The organism is Rathayibacter agropyri, assembly GCF_013249015.1.
Lineage (GTDB): Bacteria > Actinomycetota > Actinomycetes > Actinomycetales > Microbacteriaceae > Rathayibacter > Rathayibacter agropyri.
Genome location: NZ_JABRPL010000003.1, coordinates 286,639 through 310,041 on the forward strand (window position 1 = coordinate 286,639; position 23,403 = coordinate 310,041).

Sequence of the window (23,403 nt, forward strand, 5' to 3'; positions counted from 1 at the left end):
TCGGCGGCCCGCGTCAGCCGCAGCTGCGCGCGGTGTACGGTGCGGTGACCGTGGCGCTGACGGCCTTCCCTCCGACCGTCGCCGTGCCTGTCACCGTCGCCTGACCCGCGGCGAGCTGTGCGCGCACGGTGTAGGCGGCGGAGGCGCTGGCGCCCGGCTTCACTCCGGCGAACGTCTTCACGCCCTCCGGAGTGCTGACCTGAACGTCCATCGGCACGGTGTCGCCGTTCTTCGTGACGACCGTCAGGACGACCTTGCCGGCGAGGCAGCGCGACGACGCGGTCGCGGTCACCGTCAGCGAGGACTGCACTGTGACCGAGACCTGCACCGGCATGCGCGACGCGTCCTGCGCGACTCCCGACACCGTGAAGGTCCCGGCCGAGGCGTAGGAGGCGGGCGCGACCGCGTCCCAGGCGACGTCGACCGTGCTGGTGGTTCCGGCGGCGGTCGTGATCGTGGCGCGAGGCAGGGTGGGCGCGGTACCCGCCGTGGTCGTGGCGGTCAGCGGAGCGACCGAGGCGACGGCGAGGCCGGGGGAATAGCCCTCGAGCACCTTCTGGTACTCGGCGCGGGTCACCGGGATGACCGTGCCGTGGCGGGGCTTGCCGCCGTCGGCGTTCTGCGGCAGATTCGCGCGGAGCTTCGAGCCGAGCGGCTGCCAGGAGTCGCCGTTCGCGAGGTCATCGGTGCCGAACGGAATGTAGTGGTTCGGGCCGTCGTGGTAGTTCGGCTGGTCGATGAAGAGGAACCAGTCGAGGCCATTCACGTCACCCTCGTTGGCGGGGAACACGTTGGGACCCTCGCCGCTGGTGAAGGTCTTGCCGGGCTCGCCGTTGGGCAGGCCCGAGGCGACGCGCTCCTTCACCAGTGACCACTCGTCCGCCGGTCCGCCGGTGCCGGGCAGCGAGCCGCTGATGGTGGCCAGCAGATCGGTGCTCTTCTCCTCGCGCAGCGTCATCGACGCCTCGTCCTTGGTGAAGCGGTAGTAGGTGTCGCCGTCCTTCGCGACGGTCGAGTCGATGGTGCCCTTGCCGGTGCCGCGCTTGACGTCGATCCACGGCTTGGCCGCCGAGAAGGTGACAAAATCGTCGGTCGTCGCGTACATCATCTGGTTGTAGGTGACGGCGGTGCGGTCGGCGGCGTTCGTGGTCGGGTACATGTTCGAGGCCCAGAACACCACGTACGTGTCGAGCTCCTCGTCCCAGTACGCCTCGGGGGCCCAGGTGTTGCCGGCGAAGTCGGTCGACACCTTGACGTGGCGCTGGGCGGACCAGTTCACCAGATCGGTTGACTCCCATACTTCGATGTACGTCGAGCCCGACTTCTGGGCGGTATCGAATCCGCCGGGGAGGCCGTCGATCTTGAGGTCGGTGGCGAGCATGAAGAACTTGTCGCCCTCGGCCGAGCGGATGATGAACGGGTCGCGCAAGCCCTTCGTCCCCAGGCTCGAGGTGAAGACCGGCTTGCCGTCGTTCAGCGTGTTCCAGCTCAGCGCGTCGTCGCCCTTCGAGGCCGCGAGGCTGATCCGCTCGGCGCCGTCGCCCTCGCCGGTGAAGAACGCCCAGACGTACGCCTCAGTGTCGTCGGCACCTGCGGGCAGGGGCTGCACGCGGAGGGTGAAGTCGCGGGTGCGGGTGGTCGCTCCGCTGGTCGCGGTCGCGCGGACGATCACGTCGATCGCGGGGCTGCCGGCGGAGGGACGGTCGACGTCGATCGTGCGGGTCTCGGCGGCACTGCCGTCGCGGACGGTCGCTCCGCTCGGGCTGACGACGCTCCAGGCGATGCTCGAGCCGAGCGCGCCGGTTGAGGGCACCGAGACGTTCGTGCGGATGTCGCCGACGTTCGGGATCGCTATCGCGTCGATGTCGCGCTGCACCGTGGTGGCGTCGTCGAGCTGTGCGGCGACCTTCACGGTGTAGTCGACCGTGCGGGTCTCGGAGCCGACCGTGTAGGTGGCGGTGAGGGTGGCGGAGGCGTCCGGCTGGCCCGCGGCGGGCCGAGTGACGGTCGCGGTGCCGCCGGTGATGGCGACGGCCGCGCTGTTCGAGCGCCAGGTGATGCCGACGCCGCTGGCGGTGGTGGGCACCGTGAAGCCGGTGGTTGCCTCCGTCGGCACGGTGACCGATGCGACGGCGCGGTCGAGGGCCTGCGAGGAGTAGAGCGCCTGCACGGCGCTGGCGCTGAGGGCGCTGCCGTAGACGGCGAAGTCATCCATCTCGCCGTTCCAGCCTGGGTCGTTGTAGGTCGAGCGCGCGATGTAGCCGACGAGCGACGAGCCGAACGAGGCGACGTCGCGGGCGATCGTGCTCTGCGAGATCTGCGTGCCGTTGACGTACACGGTCAGCTTGCCCGTCGTGCCGTCGATGACGGTCGTGTACAGCGACAGGCCAGCGGGGGTGCGGGCGCCGAGGGTCGGGGTGCCGGTGGCGCCGGCTCCGACCTCGGTGTTGTAGGGGGCGTTCGCGTTGACGGAGTTGGTGATGACCGACTTCGTGTAACCGGACAGGTTGCTCGGGTTGAGCAGCCAGTAGCCGGAGGAGAACGGGGCGCCGGTGGCGACGGGAGCGCCAACGAACGCGGCGGCCACGTTGCCCGTGCCGCCCTTGTTCGAGAGCCAGGTGGAGAAGGTGAGATCCTTCTTGCCGACCAGGCCCGTGGTGGGGACGTCGAGGTAGGGGGCGGAGGCGGCGGATCCGCCGGGCAGGCTGATGAGGCCGTTGCGGAACTCGGCCCCGGAGCGGCGCAGCGTTGCGTCGTATCCGTTGCCGCTCGTGTCGGCGATGGTGGTGCCGGTGGGGGCGGTGTCGAAGGTGTAGTGGAGCAGCGGCGTCTCGGTCGCTCCGAAAGCGGAGGTCGGGACCGTGGCGCCGAGTAGCGCTGTGGCGGCGACGGTGGCGACCGCCAGCGCGGTCCTCACCGCCGATCGTGTTCGTCTCATGAAGGCCCTCGTGGTCGGGTGGGGCGTCGACGCACGATCCGCGGGGGCCGCGGAGGTGTGCGTCATCGCACGGAATGTGAACGTGAACACTCTAGGGACGGAGGCGCTTCCTGACCAGGGGCTGATGGCACGATGTCCGCATGGCCTTCGCACGACCCGTCCTACTCGTCGTCGATGTCGCCGACGGTGGCCGCGAGGATCCGGAGTTCGAAATCGAGCTCCAGCTACTCACCGCGAGCGTCGTGACCGCCGCCACCGGGGCCGGCTTCATCGTCGACCGCGTCCCGGCTGCGCAGGTCGGGGCCGTCGAGCTCGAGCGGAGGCTCGACGCGGCCGACGCGGTCGTCGTCACCGGGGGAGAGGACGTCGATCCGCAGTTCTACGACGGCAGGCCCGACGACCCGCATCGCGGCCAGTCCTTCCCCGAGGCCGACCGCGCTCAGATCGCCGTGGTCCGCCGAGCCGTCGAGTCGCGCACCCCGCTGGTCGGCATCTGCCGCGGGATGCAGCTGGTCAACGTGGCGCTCGGTGGCGACCTCGTGCAGCACCTCGACGGTCACGTCGGCCGCTCGGCCCCCGGCGAGCACCTGTCCGCGATGATCGACCACCGCGTGGCCCTCGAGCCCGGCAGCGCCCTTGCCCGCATCCTCGGTGCCGTCGATCTCGACGTGCGAAGCTCCCACCACCAGGCCGTCGGCCGCCTGGGCGAGGGCCTGCGCGTGGTCGGCCGGGCCGACGACGGCACCGTCGAGGCGGTCGAGCACGAGTCCGCTCCGCTCTGGTGCGTGCAGTGGCACCCCGAGGACGCGGGTTCCCGCGGCACCGTTCTGACCGACCTGCTCACTGCCCTCTCCCCCGCGGGTGGGCCATGAGGTCGTGCACGCGCTCGACGTCCTGCATGCCGCCGGCAGTCGGCTGACACCGGGCAGGGCGTGCGGATCGGCGGGATCAGAAGGGCGGCGGCGCCTCGGCGCGCTTCGGAGGTGGCGGATCGGTGAACCGGGGTGCGGGCGGGGCTTCGCGGATGGTGGCGGGGTGGGTGCTGACCCGCCTCCCGGTTGGTGTGGTCCAGTCGGCCGTGCCGTCGGGGTGCAGTCGGTAGGTCCAGCGTTCGCCGTGGCGGACGTGGTGGTGGGCGACGCAGAGCGACGCCAGGTTGTCGAGGGAGGTCTCGCCGCCGTGACGCCACTCCACGGTGTGGTCGGCCTCTGCCGTGGCGGCGGGGCGGGTGCAGCCCGGGAAGCGGCAGGTGCGGTCGCGCAGGTGCAGATGCAGGCGCATCTCGCGCGGTGGGACGCGGTAGGCGCGCCCTACGGAGGTGACCACTCCCGTGTGCGGGTCCATGAGTACGCGATGGAGAGTGGAGGCCGTCGGAAGGAGCCGGCGCGCGACATCGGCGGGGATCTGGCCGTAGCCGTCAAGGCCGGCCGGCGCTGAATCGAGACCGACGGCGGTCGTGGCGGGCAGGGTCAGTCGCACTTCGGCACGGACCCCGGGGACGAAGGTCGGGACCCGCCGCTCAGAGCCGTCGGCAGGTGTGGTGCCGGTGATGTCGCCGTCGCAGAGCAGGTCGGTGAGGGCGTCCGCGCGCAACTGCGCGAGAGTCCGCTCATCAGGCGAGCCGTCGCCCGCGCAGCCGTTCCGCGCCGAACTGTCCCGGGCCGAACCGGCAGCACCCAACCCGTGAGACCCGGCGCCGTCGCGGAGGGTGCGGGCGATGCGGTCGAGCCGGTCGAAGGCTCCGACGGCGACGTGCGCCGGGAGGAACGCGCAGAGCGTGGCCATCCCATCGGTCTCGGGGGTGATCCAGACGGCCCGGTCCTCCCGAGCACGTGCGTGCCGCTCGGCGAGGGGCTGCTCGTGCAGCTGGTCGCGCAGCCGGGCCACCGCGCGCCGTAGCTGGGTGGGTGTCATCGAGACTGCCAGTTCCGCGGCGCGCTCGTCGAGGGCCGTGCGCGCCGGCGGCGGCAGGGTGGCCGCGACCGAGCAGATCACCTGACCCGACTCCCACCGAAGCCGTGCCCCGGCGAGCGCTGCCCGCGTGCGGGGGAGGTGCTCGATGAGCAGCTGCGCGTGCTCGAGTTCTCGCGCCGCGACCCGCTCGGAGACCCCCAGCGCCACCGCGAACTCGGCCCGAACCGAGCGTTCGACGAGGTCTCGCGATTCGCTACGTGTGCGGCCGCGCGCGAACGACTCGGGAGCCGCCAGCGCCGCGCGATACCCCGCGTACAGCTCCTCCGCGCCAGCGAGGAGCAGAGGAGCTGCCGCGCGAGCGAGTTCGCCCGCTCGGTCGCCCCGGGTGCGCACCTCGGTGAGCACCGCCTCCGCCTCGCCTGCTGTTGTCATACGTGTATTGAACCACTGACCACCGACACTGGGGCGGCCGATCGCGCGTGACGGGAAAGAAAGGCCCTGTTTGCGCCCTGTGGAGGAGCGTCATCGCAACATCACAGAGGTCGGGACGCCGGCGCAGCGCCTCGACATCGCGGGGGGATGGCCGACGGCCTCAGTGAGCGGCGTCGAATGCCGCCTGCACATCACGAGGGATCCGGCCTGATCGCGGAACCTCATAGCCCTGGCGGCGTGCCCAGTGCCGGATCGCCGAGAGCATCTCCGGAGTCTTCCGCCCCGCCCCGGCGGCAACGGCGATCACACGGCGCTGGGGAGCCGCCGAGGACAGCGGTCGGGCTGCGGCGATGAATGGCGCGAGAGCGAGGTGCAGCTTCCCGATGTTCCCCGCGGTCAAATCGATCTCGTAGTCGCAGTCATCAATGGAGAAGACGATCGTGCCGCCGCGGCCCTCCGAAATCAGGGCTCCGGTGAGATCGTCTATCAGAACAGTGCGCTCAGCCATCCAGCAAGACTCCTACATTGATATCTACGAACCTCAACAAGTGTCGAGGTCGCACACCAGGGTATCCAGCGCGCGCCACTCGTCCGAATTCAGCACGCCGTGGTAGCTCGAGTATGCGCATCTGCACCCTTATTTTCCCGGCACGATCCGCCTGTGCTGCCGGAACTGCTGCCGCATCCACTGGTGCCCTGCTGACGGCCTCCCTCTGGCGCATCACACAGATAGATCGGCGGGACGACGCGCGCGGCGACTCCTGACTGCGAGGGTGGCACCATGCCCCTATGCTGCCCCCCGATTGGCCGACGTGACAACGTCGCTCCTGCCAGCCCTGTGCCCCCCACGCCTCTGCGCCCCCGCGCCGGCAACTCCGCCCTCCGCGCCCTCTGATGCCCGCCCTCTCGAGCGCCCTCTTCGCGCTGTTCTTCCTCGCGCTCTTCGCCCTCGGCCGCTGGCGAGAACCGCGGATGCTCCGCAACGGCGTGTTCCTGATCGCGGCGATCCTCTTCGCCGCCTTCACGCCCCTCCTGCTCCTCATCGGGGCGGTGCCCGTCGTCGCCTCTTACCTCGTGTCGGCGGCTCTCGTCCTCGTGCCCCTCGCGATCCTGACGCTGGGCGGCGCACTCCTCGTCAACGGCGTGCAGATGATGCGCCGCGAGGGACGCAGCCTTGGCAATCTGCTCTCCCTCTTCGCCGGGATCCTCGTGCTCGTGCTTCCGACGGTCGTGTTCGTCCTGTACGTCGGGGTCGGCGACGGAGCCAACGGAATCAGGCCACTGAACCAGTACGGGGTCGTTCCCGCCGAGCTGATCGTGCTGATCACCGCGTACGTCGCCGCCGCGTTCCTCGCGTTCGCCCTCTACTCCGTCGTCTACGCGCGGATCCGCCTCACTCTCGTCCCCGAGGTGATCGTGATCCTCGGCTCAGGGTTGATCGACGGCGAGGTCCCGCCGCTGCTGGCGAGCAGGCTCGACCGCGGGCTCGCCGTCTACCGGGCGGAGCGGGAGGCGGGGCGCTCGCCGCTCCTCGTCCCCTCAGGCGGCAAGGGCTCCGACGAGTCGCGCGCCGAGGGAGCGGCGATGGCGGAGTACCTCCTGGCGAACGGCGCACGACCCGAGGACGTTCATCCCGAAACCGCCTCCCGGAACACCCGCGAGAACCTCGAACTCTCGCGGGCCCTGCTGGGCACGCTCGGTCTCCACAGCCCCCTCCTCGTCGTCACCAGCGATTACCACGTGCTCCGCACCGCGACCCTCACGCGCCGACTCGGGATCCCGGCGCAGGTTATCGGCGCCCGAACATCCGCCTATTTCGTGCCCAGCGCGTTCCTCCGGGAGTTCGTGGCGGTCGTCGTCGAGCACCGCTGGCTCCACCTCATCGCCTGTGCGCCGTTCCTGGTCGTCGCCGCGTTCCTGCTGTTCTGGCGCGTTGGGCAGTGATGAGCGGCAGCCCGACCAACCCGAGGCCCAGCCGACCACCCTCCCTCCAACCCGAATGGAAACCCTCTTTCAATGACCGACACATCTCCCGTTCTGACGGCGCGCAGCCTGGTGAAGCGCTACGAGACCAGCACGCCGCTCAACGGCGCTGATCTGACCCTCCACTCCGATGAATCCGTCGCCGTCCTCGGCTCGTCGGGATCGGGCAAGACCACCCTCCTGCACATCCTCGCGGGCATCCTCGTGCCTGACTCCGGATCCGTGACCCTCACGGACGGCACTCGCGACCTCGATCTGGCGCGGCTCGACTCCCCCCGCCGCGCGCAGGTCCGGCGGGAGAGGTTCGGCTTCGTGTTCCAGCACGGAGCCCTGTTGCCGGAGCTGACCGCGCTCGAGAACGTCGCGCTGCCCTTGATGCTGCTGGGACGCTCCCGCCAGGACGCGCAGACGCGAGCCGATCGCCTGTTTGCACCGCTCGGCCTCGACGGGCTTCAGAGCCAGCGGATCGGCCAGCTCTCGGGGGGCCAGGGACAGCGGGTGGCAATCGCCCGTGCGCAGATCACCGAGGCGCCCGTGGTCTTCGCCGACGAGCCGACCGGCGCCCTCGACAGCCGCACCGCGCACTCCGTCCTCGACCTCCTTCTCACCGCGACGACGTCCCGCGGCGCCGCCCTGGTCGTCGTCACCCACGATCCGGCGATCGCGCGCCGATGCTCGCGCGCGGTCGAGATCGCGGACGGAGTTGTCCGGGCGGCGACCGCATGACCGCCCTGCGCATCGCCGCCCTGATGCTGCGACCCGGCGCATCGGAGTCGCGCAAGCGCACCCCGATCTTCCTCGTAGCCGCCGCGACGTTCGTCGCTCTCGTGCTGGTGACGTGGATCGTGTACGGCACGACCCACGAGGACGTGACCCAGGGCGGCGCCCAGGTGCTGAGCGTTCTGCTCACCGCGGTCCTGGGAGTCCCGATCGCCGACGTGGTTGCCGCATCGGCCCGGACGTCGACCCGCGAGCGGGAGGCGCGGACGGCCCACCTCGGTCTGCTGGGCGCCTCGCCCCTACTCCTGCGGCGAATCGTCGAGATCGAGACCCTCGTGATCACGTCGGCGGGCATCGGCCTCGCGCTGGTCCTGCTCGCCGTCGCCCTCCCGTTCCTCGCCGTCCTGCCCCTGAGTAGCGGCCCCACCGGCCTTCTAGAACTGATTCCACCCGTTCACGCGGTGCTCGCCGTGATCCTTCCGATCCTCGGCATCGCCATGCTGAGCGCGAGCGGAGCGATTGCGGGAGTCGCCGCCGACCCGCTCAGCGCCTCACGGCGTCAGCGGCCCTACCGGGTCGGCCGGCGGAGACTGCTCACCGCGGCCGGCGTCGTCGGAGTCTCGATGCTCGCGGGAACCTTCGTCTCGGCGGGCCTGTTCGTGCTCCCCGCGATGGCGCTCGCTATCGCGGCGTTCAACTCGGTGATGACGATCGCCGGTCCCTTCGTCATTCGCGTGGTTGCCACGCTCGCGCTGAGACGGGCCCGTTCCGCCGACCGGCTGCTCGCGGCCCGGTCGGCGCTCGAGGATCCGCGGATGACCTGGCGGCAGGTCTCCGGCACAGCGGTCTATGTAACCACCGTCCTCGTCGTGCTGATGGTGCTGCTGTTCCTGAGGATGCTGGGTTCTCAGGAGGGAATGTCGGCGGAGATGGCTGCCGGCTACCCCGACCTCGAGTTGGCTGCCGTGGCGGCGCTCGCCGCGGCCCTCCTCGTGACCACCTGCTCGAGCATCGAGACGCAGCTCGCTGATCTGCGCGACCGGGCGGGCCTCTATCGCGCCCTCGATGCGATGGGCATGCCAGCCGTCGTGATGCTTCGAGCTCGTGGGAGGACCGTGCTCACGGGCGCCGTGATCGCGATCGTGGGATCGCTGCTGATCGCGGGGATCGTGGCCGTCTGGACGGGGATCAGCGTACAAACCCTCCTTGACCCGGTCCTCTCGACGCTCACACTCCCGATGCTGATCGCTGGAGTCGTGCCGATCGTGGTCGGAACTTGGATCAGCGCTCGCTCTCTCGATCGGCTGCTGGTCAGCGCCCGGTAGCTCCGCTGTCCGAGCGTTCAGGCGGTGGCCCAAGCAGCTCTGAGTCAGCGCAAAATAGGGGCATGACCACGACACTCATCACCGGAGCCAACCGCTCCCTCGGCCTTGAGACCGCCCGACGACTCCTCGAGGCAGGCCACACCGTCTACGCGGGGATGCGCGATCCCGCCGACGGCGATGCTGTCCGCGACTTCGGCGCCCACCCCGTCCGGCTCGACGTCACCGACCAGGAGAGCGTCGACTCCGCTCTCGCCTCGCTGCCCGAACTCGACGTGCTCGTCAACAATGCCGGTATCCCCGGGTCCTCCTTCGGAATCGACGATCTCACCGCCCACGCGATGGCGAGCGTGCTCGACACCAACGTTGTCGGGATCGTCCGCGTCACGCAGGCCGCCCTCCCGTTGCTGCGCCGCTCCTCCGCCCCGGTCATCGTCAACGTCGCCTCCGGAGTGGGCTGGCCGCGCTGGCTGAGCACCGAGGGTCGCGACGAGTTCCCCGTCGCGTCCGTGCCGTACCCCGCGTCGAAGGCGGCCGTTATCGCTCTGACGGTCCAGTACGCCAAGAACCTGCCCGCGATGCGCATCAACGCGAGCGACCCCGGCTACACCGCGACCGACTTCAACGGCCACGGCGGACACCAGACCGTCACCGAGGGCACCGATGCGACCGTCGCCCTCGCCCTGCTCGGTCCCGATGGCCCGACCGGCGAGTTCCACGACCGCCGCGGCCGCATCGACTACTGAGACGCGGTGAGGGCACCGGATTCGCCGTTGGCCACCCTCACCCGACCCGAGCGGTCAGCCCAGGTTCGCGGTAGGCGCCGTCTCGAGGTGCCGCAGGTCGCGCCGCAGCCGCTGCGAGCGCACGTAACTGCTCAGCGCGTGCTCCGGAGCGGGCGGGGCATCGCTCCCGCCGAGCATCGCCCGGGCCGTCGTGAGGCGCGCGCGACGGATCTCGTCAAAGACGGTGGTGCCGTTGCGCGCGAAGGTGCGCTGGAGTGTGCGCTTGGGCACGCCCAGGCGTTCGCAGATCTCCTGCACAGACAGGCGAGAATCCGCCGACATCGCAGCGATCAGGGCGAGGGCCCGCGTGTAGACATCCTCGCTGCTCTCGCGAGGGAGCGAGGTCGCCAGCACCGCGCCGGCAAGCTGCTCGAGGGCGGCGCGGACCAGCGGGAACGCGGGCGAGTCGGCGTCGAGTGCCGAACCGAACGTCGAGTTGACGGTCGAAAGCAGGATGCCGCGGCTGGCCGCGTCGGCGTGCGTGACGACGGCTCCGCGGTCCGTCGAGTCGACGAGGCCGAGCAGCGGGCGGTCGAGCGCGATCTCGGTGCGCGCGCTCGGGATGTCGGTGACGAGCGTGTACGACGACTCACACTGGAGGAACGCGATGTCGCCCGGGTCAAGCGTGACCTCGAGCGCCGACGGGTCGTCGGGCTGGACGACCAGCGCGCCCTCAAGCGGGATCAGCAATCGCACCCCGGCTCCGATGCGTGCTGTGCGGTGCACGCGGCCGGGAGTGTGCCATATCCGCAGCACCTCGACGCCGTCGCTCCGCAAAATGTCCGCGACGATGCGGAACGCTCCGGGAGCGCGCACATCCATGCCCCCATCGGCAAGCCACGCGGCTGCTGCTGTATCGCGTCGCGACACACCGCGGTCGATCGTTGCTCTGCTGCCTTCTGTGATCCCCATCACGGCAAAGTCCTCTCGTCTTGTGCGTCCTTCGGGAGACGCGACGACCCTAGCCTGCCCGATTAAGCACCATTCTGAGCAGCTTTCATTCGTGTGCATCCGCCTTTCAGCGCCAGCAGGACGGTCGAGGACCCGCGGAGGAGGAGGAAAAGCGGACTCCGGGGGAGCGTCGCGGATCGAGGTATACCTCGAGCGCGGCGACATCAGTGAAGGCTCGACCCTCGCCCGTGCGGCCCCGCAGCACGATCGAGTGGCGGAGCACCCGAGGGGCGCGCAGTACGGCCACCGTGTAGTGCGCGACGGCCACGAAACCCGCTCCAGGAACCACCTGCTCGGGCCGCCCTACCACGGTGACCGGAGCCTCGTCGTACTCGAGTTCGGCGCCGGAGCCGTCGGTCAACGTGCCACAGAGCAGCGCGAGGTTGTGCAGCGCGCCGGGTCCCGCGTTGTGGAACTGCATCCAAAAGGTGATGACGGCGACGGTCCGTCTCTCGGCCAGGCCGTGCGTGAAAGTGCCGTCGAGGACGAGGCGCGAAGGGGTGGCAGGGGCGGCGCGGCGAAGGATCATCCCTGCCTCCGTGCACCCGGTTCTGGCGCCGAGTTTCGCCTCGCCAATTGCAGGAGGCTGCACGCTGCGAGCACGCCGATGAGAGCCGCCGCCCAGTTCAAGTCGCGCTGATCCAGGCGCATGAGCTGAGCCGGAATGCCCGTGAATCCGAGGATCCCCTGGGCTGCGGACGCTGTCGCGAAGGCGAGCAGGGCGGCCGCTGCGGCGACCGCGGCCGGGCTCGGTGCCGGGTCGTCAGAGGTGCGCGCGAAGGCTCGGAGCGCCCCCGCGAGAGCGAGTGCGCAGAGCGCCACGGCGACCATCGCGGCGGTCGTGTAGGCCGGGCCGGCGGTCACCAGGAGCAGCACACCGGCGACGATCCGCAGGGCGGCGAAGATCAGTACCCGCGACCCCTGTCCGCGCTGAGCGCGCGTGGCGCCGAGCGCGACGGCGAGGTCCGTGCGCGCGCGGAGAACGGCGGACCGCTGGAGGGCTGTCCGCCGCTCGGGATCGCGGAGCACGACGAGCGCCGCACCCGCGCCAGACGCGACCAGGGCCGCGCCGACGAGCAGAGGAAACACGAGGGATGCGGTAGGGAGAATTGTCTCGGACGCGGTGGGGATCATGGGGCTCTCCTTCATGGCGGGCATTGCACGGGAGCATCTTGATGATCAGGGCTGGCGCAGGCTTGTGGAGCGCTCGGCGCGAAGGCTTCGGAGGCAGGCGCGCGGTGCCGTCAAAACCCGCCGTTAATCGCGCCAAACGTGCCTCTGGATCGCGCCACATTCTGTTCGGCCGCGAGGGCCTGAGCACCGGGGCGACGTTGAGGGACGTTTCTGCCGCCCCAGTTGCCGCTCCCGCTCGGCGGCTCCCGAGTCCCGAGTGTCCAAAAGTTGTCGCACTCGACGCCCAGTGCGACAACTCTTGGCTTCTCGAGGGGTGCTGGGGTGAACGGGCAGGGCTGGCTACGCTCGAGGAATGAGCGACGTGCGGGAGGCGTACGCGGCGCGCGCGGGCGAGTACATAGCACTGCTCGGGTCAGTCGAGGCCGCCTCAGGCCAGGATCGGGCGCTGATTGCCCGCTGGGCCGCTGGCCTCACGGGCTCGGTCGTCGACGCTGGCTGCGGTTCTGGGCACTGGACGGAGTTCCTCCGTTGCCGCGGTGTCGCCGTGGAGGGCGTCGATCTGGTGCCGGAGTTCGTGGCGTCGGCGCAGGCGCGATTCCCTGACGCCTCCTTCCGGGTCGGATCGTTGCTCGAGCTCGACGCCGACCTCGATGCGCTTGGCGCGATTCTCGCCTGGTATTCGCTGATCCATTTCGCGCCCGCCGAGCTACCCGGCGCTATCGCCGCCCTGAGCACTCGGCTGCGGCCCGGCGGAAGCCTCCTGCTCGGCTTCTTCGAGGGACCGCAGACGGAGGCGTTCCCCCACGCGGTCGCGCCGGCCTGGTTCCATCCGCTCGAGACGCTCCGTGTGCTGGCCGAGGCGGCGTGCCTCGACGTGATCCATACCGCACGGCGCAGTGCCCCCGGCGCGCGAGGCCACGGCGAGCTGATCGCGGTCCGCCGCTGACGATGCAGTGCGTGCCAGCGTCGAGACGTGGTGCTGGTTGAGGTGTTTCGCGGCCGGAGGTGGTGTCTCGGCCGCGCGGCGTGCGAGCCGCCACGGTTACAGTTGGTCGGCCCGCCACTCCGTCGGAATCTCGTCGCCGCGGCGGAACGCCTCCTCCTCGCGCTCGCGCAGCTCGACGCGGCGGATCTTGCCCGAGATCGTCTTGGGCAGCGGGTGGAACTCGATCCGCCGCACTCGCTCGAAGGAGGAGAGCAGCTCGCGGGTGTGCGCGAAGATCGCCCCCGCGGTCTCGGCCGTCGGCTCCCAGCCCTCGGCGAGCGCGACGTACGCCTTCACGACGCTGTGGCGCACCGCGTCCGGAGCCGGCACGACCGCCGACTCGGCGACAGCCGGATGCTGGAGCAGCACGCTCTCCACCTCGAACGGCGAAATCTTGAAGTCGGATGACTTGAAGATGTCGTCCGTGCGTCCGACGAAGGTGATCGTCCCGTCTGCCGCGCGCACCGCCACATCCCCCGTGTGAAAGTAGCCGTCGGCGCGGGCGCGCTCGGTCCGCTCGTCGTCGCCGTGGTAGCCAGACATCAGGCTGACCGGCTCGACGGAGAGGTCGAGGCAGATCTCGCCGGTCGAGGCGGGCTCGCCGGTCAGCGGATCGATCAGCGTGATCGCGATGCCGGGGAGCGCGCGCCCCATCGCGCCTGGCACGATCGGGGCGCCGGGTGGGTTCGCGATGATCGCGGTCGTCTCGGTCTGGCCGTAGCCGTCGCGGATGCTCACACCCCACTCCCGCTCGACCGTCGCGATGACCTCGGGGTTCAGCGGCTCGCCGGCCGACAGGATCTCGCCGAGCGCGCGCGGCTTCGCACCGAGTTCGGACTGGATGAGCATCCGCCACACCGTCGGCGGCGCGCAGAAGGTGGTGACCGCGGCGCGGTCGAGCTCGCGGTGCAGGGCGGACGGCGAGAAGCGGCTGTAGTTGTAGACGAACACGGTCGCCTCGGCGTTCCACGGTGCGAAGAAGCAGCTCCAGGCGTGCTTGCCCCAGCCGGGCGAGCTAATCGCCATGTGCACGTCGCCGGGGCGGACACCGAGCCAGTACATCGTGCTGAGGTGCCCGACCGGGTAAGACTCGTGCGTGTGCACGACCATCTTCGGCTTGGAGGTGGTGCCGGAGGTGAAGTAGATCAGGCACGGGTCGGTGCTCGCGACGTCGACCGACGGGCTAACCCCGAACGGCTCGAGCGACTCGTCGTAGTCGAGCCAGCCATCGACTGATCCGCCGACCGAGATGCGGCTGAAATCACCGGCCATCCCGTCGAACTTCATCGTCTCGGAGGCGTCCGCGATGACATGCGCGACCTCGCCGCGCTCGAGGCGGTCGGCCAGGTCGGTTGGCGAGAGCAGAGTCGTGGTGGGCAGGATGACCGCGCCCAGCTTCATAATCGCGAGCATCGACTCCCACAGCTCAAGCCGGTTGCCGAGCATGAGCATGACGTGGTCGCCCTGCGAGACGCCGATGGAGTGCAGCCAGGCGGCGACCTCGTCGGAGCGCCAGCGCATCCGGTCGAAGGAGTACTGCTGCTCGGAGCCGTCCTCCTCCACGATCCAGAGGGCGGTGCGCTCGTTGCCGATCGCGATCGCGTCGAACCAGTCGACGGCCCAGTTGAAGGAGGGTCCGACGTCGGGCCATTGGAAGGCTTCGTTCGCGGCCGCCGCATCGGTGCGGTGCTGTAGGAGGGTGTCGCGAGCGGCGCGAAAGCTCCCGGTGGGGTTCATGCATGTCTCCGTAGCGGTCGAGGTCCGGCCGCTGGCGGGACCGTCCCCATTCTGCCCGTGCTGCGGTGCTGGTGCCGCGCGGCCGGATGCCTCCGTCGGGGAGGAAGCGAGCGCCGTACGCGCGGGACGCCCGTGTGTCTTGCCTCTGCTGGCCGCGGCGGAGCGACTGCCCCCCCGGACTCCGAGAGGTCTGCGCGGTCCGCCCCCTTCTGCGGGCTTGGGAATATGCTATCGACGCGATAAAGTCTCACGCGGTAGTGTGTAGAACGTCGGCGTGTAGAACGTCATTATTAAGTGAAGTGAATTACGGAGGCTCCATCCGTTACAGTGAATTAGTGGAATCCTATCGCAGCGGAAGAGTTGAGGTTGTTGGATATCGTCGCGCTGCCCCAGCCCATGAGATGTATGCGCGATTTAGCGACTCTGCGAGGATTGAGGCCTGGACTACTGTTTCCCAGCGAGATAATCAAGGGTTTGAATGCTTGATCGAGACCGCGTGCGCTCTCGATAAATATGCAATAAGCAAGAAGTATTGATGCCCACGAGGGGCATGGCGCCCGGATTGCGCGCTTCTCTCAGTGTCGCTCTTGTGCTTGTGGCCGTCGGTGCGGTAATCGCCGTCCTCGCGACCCTGGTGCTCCTCCTGCTCTCGCCGCACGGAACGGGGTGGCAGGGGATCGACGCCGTGCGGCCGCTGGTTCTGGCGGCGTCGATCACGGTCGCGTGTCTGCTCACGGCTGGCGCTCCCTACTACGCGTTACGCGGACGGGCGCCCTGGCCTGCGCTCTGGCTCGCGTCCGTGCTGTGTCTCCTGGGCTTCGCCCGCGTCGTCGTGGTGGCGGCCGACCGGTTCGGCGCCGACGATGGGACCACTGCGCTCACGGCTCTCGTCTTCAGTGTGCCCGTCTGCTGCTACTGCACCATCGCGATCGTCGTGACGGAGTTGCTACTTCGGCGGAGGGGCAGTCCGCTCAGTACGTGATGGACTGCCCGCCGGCGACCCACCGGTCGTCGGGTCTGCCACGAGATAGCCCTAGTCGGACGAGATGCGGTGCCGCGGCGGCCGATCTCGTCCGTATGGAGCTATCTCGCGACATTTCGCGGGAGAAGGGGAGGTCAGCCGATGGGGACGCCGAGGGCGGACATGAAGGGCTCGGCGTCGACTGCCTCGCCGTCCACGCGCGTCTCGAAGTGCAGGTGGCAGCCGGTGGACGCGCCGGTCGAGCCGCGCAGGGCGATGACCTGGCCCACGGTCACGGTGTCGCCGACCGAGACCATCAGCTCGCTGTTGTGGGCGTAGCCGGTCTCGATGCCGCCGCCGTTGTCGAGCAGGATCCAGTTGCCGTAGCTGCCCTGGTAGGAGGCCTCCTCGACGGTGCCGCTCGCCGCGGCGAGGACCGGCGTGCCGCACGCTCCGGCGAGGTCGGTGCCCTTGTGGAAGAGGTTCACACCGGCGACGGGAGCGTCGGGGCGCGGGCCGTAGCCGCTGCTGACGTGACCGGAGATCGGCACGACCCAGGCGCCGGATACTCCTGCGGCTGCTGCTGTCGACTCGCCCGCAGTGGCAGTGATCGCGGTGAGGGAGGCGGTCGGCACGAGCACCTCGGGCTTCGCCTCCGCGGCGAACGCGTCGCGGGTGACGCTCTGCTGCACTACTCCGGCGGCCACGAAGCTCTGCGGACGGACGGCGGCCACGGCGCTCGCCGTGTCGCGGGCTATCTCGGAGTCGGCGGTGCCGCCGACGGCGAACGCGGGCATGGTCGTGGTGATCGCGATCCCGGCCACGAGCGTCATCGCGGCGACGGCGGAGGCGCGCGGGCGCGGGGCTACGCGGGGCTGACGACGGCGGGACTCCTGCTCGCGGAGGGAGCGACGGGTCGGGAGGGCGGACGGGCTGCCGGTCTCGGCTCCTGCGGGGGTGGGAGTCGAGGCGCGATCGAATCGGTGCATGCAGAGGGTTTTCCGGGTCTGCCGCCGCTCAGGGGTGGGGAGCGGCGGGTGGGGCAGGGGGAGGTCGCTGTTAAGCGACCCTCCAAAGTACCCGTGTTCTGGGGGGCTGCGGCTGAGAGAACACTAGGGAGTCGCGAGCATGCAGGCGTCGATCGGCTCTCGGTTGCGTCGAGTAGCGCCGTCCCGATCCACCGCGCTACGGCCAAGGCACCGCCCGGGGAGCGGCGTCTCGGCGCAGAAGTGGACGCCTCGGCGAGCGGACCCGCCGCCTCCGCTCGCTTAGCGATTCGCCGTGAAGACGAGCAGCGCGATCAGCCCGGCAACCGTGGCCGCCACTCCGGAGCCCAGACGCCACCACATCCACTTGTCGCGCTTCGGACCCCGCATCGGTCGGCGCAGGGCGCCGTGGCCGGAGTAACCGCCGGGGTTTTGTTGGAAGACCATTCCCTCAGACTGCCCGACCGGGCCCGGGGAGGGTCGGGCTCGCCCGCGACTCTCAGGCTGCTGTGGTCTCTCTGACGCCGTCGTCGCTAGCCGCGCGGGAGCATCCGTCGCTACCGTGGACGGTGACGGTCGGATGCGGCCGATGAAGCGGAGGATCGGGACATGGCTGGCAGTGACAAGAGGTCCAAAGACTCGCACAAGAGGTCCAAAGACTCGAAGGACAAGGCCGCGCAGAGGCGTGCGAAAAAGGCCCTGAAGAAGGCCGAGAAGTCGGTGCGCGCGGCGCACGAGGCGGTCCGTCACTCCAGCAAGAAGCTGCGTAAGAAGGCGCGCCTGCTGGCCGAGCAGACTGAGAAGCTCCGGCGCAAGCAGCAGAAGGCGGCGAAGCGGGCCGCGGCAGCCGAGAGTCGCCCGTCCCTGTCGAAGCACGCCGCTCCGGACGCTCCGGTCGACTTCACGCCCCCGCTGCCGAGTGCGCCCGAGCAGGAGCCCACCGCCGATGCGACCTCGGATGACGAGGTCCACGCCAACTCCGACGCTGTCTCCGTGCCCCACCCCGTCCCGTCGCCCGATGTCAACCCGGAGCGCACCCCCGACCTCACTCCGCCACTGCCGCACACCGAACGGTGAGCCACCGCCCGCCTGAGAATCCGCACAGGATACTCGGGTGGGCCTGATCCGCGAAGTGAACACTCGGTGAAGCCTCTCCGCCACGCCGGGCGCGCTCCGCGGGGCGGGAGCATCCTGGCTCCGTGGATCCCTTCATCCTGCTCGCGCTCGTCGTCGTCACGGCCCTCGCCTTCGACTTCACCAACGGCTTCCATGACACGGCGAACGCGATGGCCACCTCCATCGCGACCGGTGCCTTGACGCCCAAGGTTGCCGTCGCTCTCTCGGCGTCGCTCAACCTCGTCGGGGCGTTCCTCAGCATCGAGGTCGCGCTGACCGTGACCAACGCGGTGGTGAAGATCCAGGACTCGACCGGCGCACCGGATCCCACGCTGCTCGAGGATGGCGGATCCGCTCTGCTGCTGATCGTGCTGGCCGGCCTCATCGGCGGCATCGTCTGGAACCTCCTGACCTGGCTGCTTGGCCTGCCCTCGAGTTCGTCACACGCCCTGTTCGGCGGTCTGATCGGCTCCGCTCTCGCGGGCCTGGGCATCAACGGAGTGAACTGGGCCGGCGACGGCACGAAGCTCGACGGCGTGGTCGGCAAGGTGATCTTGCCCGCGCTGATGTCGCCCGTGCTCGCCGGAGCGGTCGCTGCGATCGGCACCTGGCTCGTGTTCCGCGTGATCGGGAACCTCGCCGAGAAGAGCCTGCACCGGGGCTTTCGCATCGGCCAGATCGGCAGCGCCTCGCTGGTCTCGCTCGCGCACGGCACCAACGACGCGCAGAAAACCATGGGAGTGATCACGCTGGCGCTCATCGCGGCCGGTGGCTGGAGCGACACCGCGTCGGTCCCGTTCTGGGTCAAGCTCAGCTGCGCGCTGGCCATTTCGCTCGGCACTTACATTGGCGGCTGGCGGATCATCCGCACCGTCGGCAAGGGCCTGGTCGAGATCGACACTCCGCAGGGCATGGCAGCCGAAAGTTCCTCCGCCGCGGTGATCCTCGCATCCAGCCACCTCGGCTTCGCGCTCTCGACCACCCACGTCGCTACCGGTTCGATCCTCGGCTCCGGCGTCGGCCGACCTGGCGCCCAGGTGCGCTGGCGAGTGGCGCTGCGGATGGTCATCGCCTGGGTGATTACCCTCCCGGCAGCGGCCCTTGTCGGCGCCGTCATGTGGTGGATCGGGCATCTGGTCCCAGGCGCGGCCGGCGGCCTGCTTATGGCCGCGGTCCTCCTCGCCGTCGCGTCGTCCATCTACCTCCGCTCGCGCCGAGACAGCATCGGCGCGCACAACGTCAACGACGAGTGGCAGGACGCGGCCCGCCCCGCGCCCGAGACCGCCGGCGTCTGAGCGAAAGGAACCCCACCGTGCTCCCCCTCTTCTTCTCTGCCGCCGGTCAGGTGGCGGTTGTCGCCGTGCTCCTCGGAGCGGGTCTGCCCGTGCTCTTCGCCGTGGGCGTCCGCTCGTTTGCGGTGGCGGGTGCTCCCGACGCTTCGGGCGGCCTGCCCGCCCCACTCTTGCGCGGGATCGGTGTGGTCTGCTTCGCGCTGGTCGTGACCGCCGTCGCCATCGGGCTCAGCATCATCATCGCCACGGGCCTGGGCCAGTCGGTCAGCTTCGAGCACGGCCTCCCGACGTTCGTCCCCAAGGGCTGACCGTGGCCTCGACCGAACCGATCGCGGCGCGGGAGGGGATCATCGCCCGCGTCGTCGGCTGGCTGCGCGCCGGGTATCCGGCCGGGGTGCCCGAGCAGGACTACCTGCCGCTGCTCGGCCTGCTGCGCCGGAGCCTGACGCCGGACGAGGTGGAGCAGGTCGTCGCGCGGCTCCTGTCGGAGTCGGAGCGGGCCGAGACCGTGGTGTCACCGGCCGTCGTGCGTCGGCGGATCGAGCAGTTGCTCCTCGGACCTGCGCTGCCCGAGGACATCGCGCGGGTGTCGGCGCGTCTCGCGAGTGCAGGCTGGCCGCTCGCCGGTCCGGATGTGCTTGTCGAGCCGGATCCGCCCGAGGGCGTCGTCACACGTACCGTGCGCTGGCTGCGCGCCGGCTATCCCGCCGGGCTGCCCGAGCAGGATTTCGTCCCGCTGCTGGCGCTGCTTCGGCGACGTCTGAGCGACGAGGAGGTGGCGGAGGTGGCCGTCGGCCTGGCCGCCGAGGCTCCCGCTTCTCGGATCGACGTCGGCACGGCGATTGCGGAAGTGACGTCGGAGTTGCCCTCGGAGGAGGACATCGAGCGGGTGCGGCGCTCGCTGGTCGAGCTGGGGTGGCCGGAGGACCTCACGGTGTGACTGGGCTTCCGTGGCCTGTCACGGGGCGGGGCTGGGAGTTGCGCGCATCATCCGTCTTGTGGAGGAGCGGCACCGTCGCAGGGTCGGCTCCCTGCCGTCTCGAAAACTAGATTGATGCTGCGTGCTTGACTGAGGCAAGCTCGGGGATAATGATCGTATGTCAGAACGCCCGTGCCCCGTCAATCTCCCAGAGGCCCTTGACCGGGCGATCGATGTGCTCGGCAACCGGGTCAAGATCGCTGCCCTGCTCGCCCTCCGAGAAGGTGGAGCCACCGGTACTGAGTTGGCTGCGCGTCTCGGCGTGAGTCAAGTGCTCGTGCGGTACCACCTGGTCGCTCTCGAACGGCTCGGCATCCTGACAGTGCAGCCTCCCCGCACCGAGGTCGATGTCAGGCGTCGCTACTTCTACGTCAACCACTGCGCTCTGGCGCGCGTCGTCGACGCGCTGAATGTGGTCGTTGCGAGCACGAGCAAATAGATGCGGTCTCTCGGTGGCGCGTGCCGCAGGTCCGGCCGTTCGTCGGGTCCGGGACGTACGGATCGACAAGCCAGGTAGGTGATGGCGCCGAGCGCGACTGCCTCGGGTGCTCTGGCTGTGCACATCGTGAATTCGAGTGGGTGGCGGGCGCGGAGCCGGTGACCTCGCTCGAACGAGCCAGCAATTGGTACCGATAGCGGCAGATGACGAATTCCTCATCTGACCCTAGAACACGACGCAGCTCGAGAACGTTGGTGCCTGGCTGACGACGGTCATCAGTTGGCTGCGTCTCGACCGGTTGCGCGCGTGCATCCGGTGCCGGTCGACGCGATCGAGCAGGAGGGGCGTTGAGCTCCCTCCCGAGGGTGTGCGAGGGTCGCGGTCGGCAGCGCACTAGCTGGTATGCCGGCCCCCCGCATGGTCTGAGGTGGCGAGGGAGAAGAAGCCGACGGTGCCAAGCGGGATCGCCACGATCGCGAGACCAATGTAGATGCCGAGCCGAAAGCCCTACTACACGAAGGCCAGGGGCCCGATCAGGAGAAGTTGGCCGATACCGCGTCGGAGGGGTTCGGTGAGGCGGAAGTACGTCTCCCGCGCGAGAGCGTGGGCGAGCACCTGAAGCGACAGAAGGACCGCCGCTACGCCTACGGAAACGAAGTCACCGTCGGAGCGAATGCGGTTACGTCGTCGTCGGGACTCCGACGAACTCACCCAGTGTCAGTTCCGCGTCCGTGCCAGCAGCGAGAGGGAACCAGCCGACGAAAGTGACGCCCTCGTGTGTGGCGTCGAACCGGATGATGGTCGTGTGAGCAGGCTCGTAGAACGTGTCTCCGGCGTGAAGGATTACCGGCTCCTGGCCCTCTACATGGAAGTGGACCGACCCAGATTCCACAATGCCCATCACAGGCCCGTTATGCCAGTGTGCACCGGGATGGATGTTCGGGGCGATGGTAATCCGCCTGACCTCGACGGTAGCGACGCTGGCGTCGCCCAGGTTCAGGGAGTCGAGGGTGAGACGTTGCACGGGAGGCTGATCCATCAGGTGATCGTGTCACGAAGAGGATGCCGAGCGCGGTATGTCTCATGGCAGCCTTTATTAGGATTTCGCTGCGGCGACAGATGAATCGGAACAAGAAACGCTGATCCGACTCAATGACATCAATCCCCACTGCGAGGACTGAACGAGCTGGTTCTCTGCGCTCATGGCTATAAAGGTCACCGGCGGGAGCGACCAGCGCCGTCCTCGAGGAAGGTCACCCCAGAAATCCCTGGTCAGGCCCGCTTTCCGCACGCGAGCGAATGTCGCGTATAGTTGACTAAATCTTACTTTTTGCGCAGGATGGTAGCCATGATTCTTCTTGCTTCTGCATCAGCAGTATCGACCGCCCACCCGTCCGGGTTCTACGCTCGGTGGATAGATCTTCGAGGCCACCCGACGTGGAGTTCAAACATGATCTCGATGGACGCCCCTACTCCGCCTCGCGTCGGCACCCGTGGTGTTCTTCGCCCCAAAAAGGGGCCAACCTCGAAGTTCGTCGTCACTGCGCTCATCCCTGATCGCCTCTACGAGGACACGACGCTCCTCCCCGGGGCGCGTCTCGTGTTCAGACACGAGGCCGCCGAGCTGGACGGACGCACGCGGTTGAGTGCTACCGCGACAGTGTCAGGCCCCACCTCTTATCTGTGGGCGGGCCTTCTTCGGAAAGAGATTTCTGGGGCCTTGCAGCGCGACCTGAACACGTTGGTTGGACTCGTCGAGACAACTACTCCCTCGCAATCGAAAGAGCTTTAACCCCGCCGGTCTATTCGCTCTTTACTACGAGATGACGCGAATGCGGCGGGGTGCGCAGGTGCGCCCGGAACGGCCGGGCGCACCTGCAGATCGAGGCGCTACTCCTGGATGAAGGCCAGCAGGTCGGGGTTGATGACGTCGGCGTGGACCGTCAGCATGCCGTGTGGGTAGCCCTCGTAGATCGTGAGCGTGGAGTTCTGGAGCAGCTCGTGCTGCTTCAGTGCCGCGTCCTTGTAGGGCACCACCTGGTCGTCGTCGCCCTGCATGACGAGGACCGGGACCGTGATGGCCTTCAGATCCTCGGTCTGGTCGGTCTCGGAGAACGCCGTGATGCCCTCGTAGTGAGCGAGCGCTCCGCCCATCATGCCCTGACGCCACCAGTTGTCGATCACCGGCTGCGAGACGTCCACGCCGGGTCGGTTGAAGCCGTAGAACGGGCCGGAAGCGACGGCCTGGAAGAAGTCGGCGCGGTTGGCGGCAAGCGCCTCGCGGAAGCCGTCGAAGACGGAGATCGGCGTCCCCTCGGGATTCGACTCGGTCTGCACCATCAGCGGGGGTACCGCCGACACGAGAACCGCCTTCGCCACCCGGCCCTGCGGCTGGCCGTACTTCGCGACGTAACGGGCGACCTGGCCGCCGCCGGTGGAGTGGCCGATGTGGATCGCGTTGCGCAGGTCAAGGTGCTCGACCACGGCGTTGACGTCGCTGGCGTAGTGGTCCATGTCGTGGCCAGTGCCCACCTGGGTCGAGCGTCCGTGGCCGCGGCGGTCGCTCGCGATGACGCGATAGCCGTGGGCGTGGAAGAACAGCATCTGCGCGTCCCAGTCGTCGGAGGACAACGGCCAGCCGTGGTGGAACACGATGGGCTGCGCATCCGTGCTGCCCCAGTCTTTGTAGTAGATCTCCACGCCATCGTCCGTGGTCACAAACGGCATCT

General features: G+C 69.1%; 23 protein-coding genes. 12 read left to right on the forward strand and 11 right to left on the reverse strand.

Annotation, left to right across the window (positions count from 1 at the left end):
- Positions 1-13: 13 nt before the first annotated feature.
- Positions 14-2,938: an immunoglobulin-like domain-containing protein gene (locus tag HRF29_RS10135; protein WP_173248387.1), complete on the reverse strand. Its 2,925-nt coding sequence runs from the start codon at positions 2,936-2,938 to the stop codon at positions 14-16.
- A gap of 140 nt (positions 2,939-3,078) precedes the next feature.
- On the opposite strand from HRF29_RS10135, the gene HRF29_RS10140 reads away from it, so the two are divergent.
- The gene (locus HRF29_RS10140) at positions 3,079-3,810 is read left to right on the forward strand and encodes a gamma-glutamyl-gamma-aminobutyrate hydrolase family protein (protein ID WP_173248389.1); all 732 of its coding nucleotides are present in this window, start codon (positions 3,079-3,081) and stop codon (positions 3,808-3,810) included.
- Between the two features lie 76 nt (positions 3,811-3,886).
- Here HRF29_RS10140 and HRF29_RS10145 read toward each other — a convergent pair whose 3' ends face one another.
- Together HRF29_RS10145 and HRF29_RS10150 are read right to left on the reverse strand one after the other, a co-directional pair.
- Positions 3,887-5,284, reverse strand: a complete 1,398-nt coding sequence (locus HRF29_RS10145; protein ID WP_173248391.1) for an HNH endonuclease signature motif containing protein — start codon at positions 5,282-5,284, stop codon at positions 3,887-3,889.
- A 160-nt stretch (positions 5,285-5,444) separates the two neighbouring features.
- A complete protein-coding gene (locus tag HRF29_RS10150) occupies positions 5,445-5,792 on the reverse strand; it encodes a histone-like nucleoid-structuring protein Lsr2 (RefSeq protein ID WP_173248393.1) in 348 nt (115 codons plus the stop codon).
- 386 nt (positions 5,793-6,178) lie between these two features.
- Here HRF29_RS10150 and HRF29_RS10155 point away from each other — a divergent pair, with 386 nt between their 5' ends.
- The 4 genes from HRF29_RS10155 (at position 6,179) to HRF29_RS10170 (ending at position 10,055) form a co-directional block, all read left to right on the forward strand.
- The gene (locus HRF29_RS10155; protein ID WP_173248395.1) at positions 6,179-7,228 is read left to right on the forward strand and encodes a YdcF family protein; all 1,050 of its coding nucleotides are present in this window, start codon (positions 6,179-6,181) and stop codon (positions 7,226-7,228) included.
- A 72-nt stretch (positions 7,229-7,300) separates the two neighbouring features.
- Positions 7,301-7,993, forward strand: a complete 693-nt coding sequence (locus HRF29_RS10160) for an ABC transporter ATP-binding protein (protein WP_173248397.1) — start codon at positions 7,301-7,303, stop codon at positions 7,991-7,993.
- Complete coding sequence (locus HRF29_RS10165) at positions 7,990-9,312, forward strand: hypothetical protein (protein WP_173248399.1); 1,323 nt, start codon at positions 7,990-7,992, stop codon at positions 9,310-9,312. Before HRF29_RS10160 ends, HRF29_RS10165 begins: the two co-directional genes overlap by 4 nt.
- A 62-nt stretch (positions 9,313-9,374) precedes the next feature.
- Positions 9,375-10,055 (forward strand): SDR family NAD(P)-dependent oxidoreductase, encoded by a 681-nt coding sequence (locus tag HRF29_RS10170; RefSeq protein ID WP_173248400.1) that lies wholly within the window; start codon positions 9,375-9,377, stop codon positions 10,053-10,055.
- 54 nt (positions 10,056-10,109) lie between these two features.
- Here the strand turns inward: HRF29_RS10170 and HRF29_RS10175 are convergent, their stop codons facing one another.
- The 3 genes from HRF29_RS10175 to HRF29_RS10185 form a co-directional block, all read right to left on the reverse strand.
- Entirely contained in the window at positions 10,110-11,006 is an 897-nt protein-coding gene (locus tag HRF29_RS10175) for an AraC-like ligand-binding domain-containing protein (RefSeq protein ID WP_173248402.1), read from the reverse strand.
- 106 nt (positions 11,007-11,112) lie between these two features.
- A complete protein-coding gene (locus HRF29_RS10180; RefSeq protein ID WP_173248404.1) occupies positions 11,113-11,574 on the reverse strand; it encodes a hypothetical protein in 462 nt (153 codons plus the stop codon).
- Positions 11,571-12,179, reverse strand: a complete 609-nt coding sequence (locus tag HRF29_RS10185) for a hypothetical protein (protein WP_173248406.1) — start codon at positions 12,177-12,179, stop codon at positions 11,571-11,573. Before HRF29_RS10185 ends, HRF29_RS10180 begins: the two co-directional genes overlap by 4 nt.
- Before the next feature lie 352 nt (positions 12,180-12,531).
- Between HRF29_RS10185 and HRF29_RS10190 the strand changes: the two genes are divergently transcribed.
- Positions 12,532-13,125 (forward strand): class I SAM-dependent methyltransferase, encoded by a 594-nt coding sequence (locus HRF29_RS10190; protein ID WP_173248409.1) that lies wholly within the window; start codon positions 12,532-12,534, stop codon positions 13,123-13,125.
- A 96-nt stretch (positions 13,126-13,221) separates the two neighbouring features.
- Here the strand turns inward: HRF29_RS10190 and HRF29_RS10195 are convergent, their stop codons facing one another.
- Positions 13,222-14,901: an AMP-binding protein gene (locus HRF29_RS10195; RefSeq protein ID WP_173248411.1), complete on the reverse strand. Its 1,680-nt coding sequence runs from the start codon at positions 14,899-14,901 to the stop codon at positions 13,222-13,224.
- Between the two features lie 535 nt (positions 14,902-15,436).
- Here HRF29_RS10195 and HRF29_RS10200 point away from each other — a divergent pair.
- The gene (locus tag HRF29_RS10200) at positions 15,437-15,883 is read left to right on the forward strand and encodes a hypothetical protein (RefSeq protein ID WP_173248413.1); all 447 of its coding nucleotides are present in this window, start codon (positions 15,437-15,439) and stop codon (positions 15,881-15,883) included.
- A 134-nt stretch (positions 15,884-16,017) separates the two neighbouring features.
- Here HRF29_RS10200 and HRF29_RS10205 read toward each other — a convergent pair whose 3' ends face one another.
- A complete protein-coding gene (locus HRF29_RS10205) occupies positions 16,018-16,851 on the reverse strand; it encodes a M23 family metallopeptidase (RefSeq protein ID WP_173248415.1) in 834 nt (277 codons plus the stop codon).
- A 279-nt stretch (positions 16,852-17,130) separates the two neighbouring features.
- Positions 17,131-17,295: a hypothetical protein gene (locus HRF29_RS10210; protein ID WP_173248417.1), complete on the reverse strand. Its 165-nt coding sequence runs from the start codon at positions 17,293-17,295 to the stop codon at positions 17,131-17,133.
- Between the two features lie 162 nt (positions 17,296-17,457).
- Between HRF29_RS10210 and HRF29_RS10215 the strand changes: the two genes are divergently transcribed.
- The 5 genes from HRF29_RS10215 (at position 17,458) to HRF29_RS10235 (ending at position 20,674) form a co-directional block, all read left to right on the forward strand.
- Positions 17,458-17,925 (forward strand): hypothetical protein, encoded by a 468-nt coding sequence (locus tag HRF29_RS10215; protein WP_173248419.1) that lies wholly within the window; start codon positions 17,458-17,460, stop codon positions 17,923-17,925.
- Between the two features lie 122 nt (positions 17,926-18,047).
- Complete coding sequence (locus HRF29_RS10220; RefSeq protein WP_173248421.1) at positions 18,048-19,259, forward strand: inorganic phosphate transporter; 1,212 nt, start codon at positions 18,048-18,050, stop codon at positions 19,257-19,259.
- A gap of 17 nt (positions 19,260-19,276) precedes the next feature.
- Complete coding sequence (locus HRF29_RS10225; RefSeq protein ID WP_173248423.1) at positions 19,277-19,564, forward strand: hypothetical protein; 288 nt, start codon at positions 19,277-19,279, stop codon at positions 19,562-19,564.
- Between the two features lie 2 nt (positions 19,565-19,566).
- The gene (locus tag HRF29_RS10230) at positions 19,567-20,196 is read left to right on the forward strand and encodes a DUF3349 domain-containing protein (protein WP_343043716.1); all 630 of its coding nucleotides are present in this window, start codon (positions 19,567-19,569) and stop codon (positions 20,194-20,196) included.
- 157 nt (positions 20,197-20,353) lie between these two features.
- Positions 20,354-20,674, forward strand: a complete 321-nt coding sequence (locus HRF29_RS10235) for an ArsR/SmtB family transcription factor (protein ID WP_173248425.1) — start codon at positions 20,354-20,356, stop codon at positions 20,672-20,674.
- Positions 20,675-21,353: 679 nt separating this feature from the next.
- On the opposite strand, the gene HRF29_RS10240 is transcribed toward HRF29_RS10235, so the two are convergent.
- Together HRF29_RS10240 and HRF29_RS10245 are read right to left on the reverse strand one after the other, a co-directional pair.
- The gene (locus HRF29_RS10240; protein ID WP_173248427.1) at positions 21,354-21,713 is read right to left on the reverse strand and encodes a cupin domain-containing protein; all 360 of its coding nucleotides are present in this window, start codon (positions 21,711-21,713) and stop codon (positions 21,354-21,356) included.
- Between the two features lie 851 nt (positions 21,714-22,564).
- Positions 22,565-23,401, reverse strand: coding sequence for an alpha/beta fold hydrolase (locus tag HRF29_RS10245; protein WP_173248429.1), 837 nt, complete (start codon positions 23,399-23,401; stop codon positions 22,565-22,567).
- Positions 23,402-23,403: the final 2 nt, after the last annotated feature.